Genomic DNA, 1,837 nt, shown 5'->3' on the forward strand with positions numbered 1-1,837 from the left:
TAACGAGCCTGTAGAAAAACCCTTAACAGAGCCTGATCCACAGCCGCTTTGTTGTTTTTTCATAACCTGCGGTTAGCTGGCGCAAGTTCGCTCATTCGCCAGTAACACTCAAGAAATAGTAATAATCAGCGCTTAATGCCGCGCCATCCGGCTGTCTCAGGGCTGCTTCTAGCCATACCATAGCCCAGCATCATGCCGCTAACTGTCCGTAATTCGCCAGTTTCTCAATATTGTGAACCAGGCAATACAGTTGCCACTGGCCTTGCACCTTCTTTTTGCCTCGCAGACTGAAGCGACTCAGGCGTTTGTTGGTGCTGATGTTGCCGAACACAGGCTCCACCACTGACATGCGGTGGCCATAGATTTCCTTGCCCAGTGGACTATCCACTCGATGCTTCATCCAGTCGGTATAGTTTGGTAGTCGTTTGTTTTCGATGGTGAACGATACCTGTCGGCCAGACCCATTGCGGTGATCCGCTGACGCTGGATTCTGCATGCACTTGTGCTTCTTCGGGCAGTGGCGGCACTGAAGTAACCGCCCCTCGAAGTGCACCCGGATCTTGCCATTGTCAGCTTCCCTTTGGCCCCGGTAGGCAAGTGTTTCACCTGCTGGGCAGGTGCAGCTAAGGTTCACCGGATCAAACTGGAACTCGCTGGCTGCAAGGGTGTCTTTCCAACCCTTATCCGGGAGGTTCTGGTGCCGCTTACCGTATTTATCTTTCTGCTCCGCGAACTTCGGATCGCGGCTGCGGAAGCGGTTGTCGGGGATGTAGCCGTTGATCTCGTTTTCGTGCAGGTACCGCATGTTGGCTTCGTTGGCAAAGCCAGTATCGGCGGTGACAATCGCGCCGGTTTGGTAGATGTTGTCGGCAATGCCCAGCTTTTTATAGCGCTGCTGAACCGTCTCCAGCACCGGCGTTAAAGTGTGGTGTTCTTGCCCTTCGCCGAAGGCCTGAGCATCAATGATGATCTGATGTTTTTTGTCCACCGTGGCCACACCGTTATAGCCTTGAATGGTGCCTTTACTGGTGGTCATCTTGCCGCTTTCGTTATCGGTGATGTTGCTCTTCACTTCCTTGCGTCGTTTCCCCTGGCCCATCCTTGGGCTGCTCGTCTTTAGGAAACGGTCTACTTTGGTCATCGCTTCATCCAGCGACAGAATAGTGTTCGCTCGCCGGATATTCCGATCAAGCTCGGCTTCGCTTTCCGCCTCATCCCGAGCGTGGTGTTCACGCAGGTGGTGACGAATCAGCCGTTTCAGTTTGTCCCGCTTTTCGCCCAACTCCTTAAAGGTGCCCGACCATTCTTTGGCAGCGTTCGAGGACATTTTGCAGCCGTCGATGGCAAACAGCTCATTACCCAGCAGCCCTTGTTCATGGCACACCAACAACACCTGCTCGAAAAGTTCTTCAATCTCATCGGCGTGCTGGCTGACGAACTTGGCTAGGGTCGTGAAGTGCGGAACGGTGTCGCAGGACAAGGCTTTAAAGATGATGTTGGTCTCGCAGCACCACTGGGTCTCGCGACTGGAGGTGATGCCCTTGGAGTAAGCAAACAGAATGATCTTCAGGAGAATGGCGGGATCGTAGGCCGTGCGGCCTGTGTCGTCATTGCGATACTTGGGGTGAAATACCGACAGATCCAGCTTGTGTTCAATCAGGTAATGAACGGCGTGCTCAAAGGTGCCGGGCTGAAGCTGTTCCTGATAGTTGATGACGACCATGGTGTCCTGGTCATAGTTGTAGTGCTTGAAGCGAGGCATGCCGACGGCTCCTTGTCTGTTTGCTCAATGCTACCAAAATCAGTCGGATTTGGGGTTTTTCTACAGCCTCAACGC

General features: G+C 53.3%; 1 protein-coding gene. It reads right to left on the bottom strand.

What is annotated here, in order from left to right; genetic code table 11:
- Window positions 1-190: 190 nt before the first annotated feature.
- Window positions 191-1,762, bottom strand: a complete 1,572-nt coding sequence (locus tag FE848_RS18510; protein WP_200205383.1) for a transposase — start codon at window positions 1,760-1,762, stop codon at window positions 191-193.
- Window positions 1,763-1,837: the final 75 nt, after the last annotated feature.

Source organism: Marinobacter sp. 1-3A, from assembly GCF_016597775.1.
Lineage (GTDB): Bacteria > Pseudomonadota > Gammaproteobacteria > Pseudomonadales > Oleiphilaceae > Marinobacter > Marinobacter xiaoshiensis.

Excerpts from the sequence above, each read along its gene's own strand:
- FE848_RS18510 (WP_200205383.1), bottom strand. The coding sequence starts at position 1,762 with ATGCCTCGCTTCAAGCACTACAACTATGACCAGGACACCATGGTCGTC.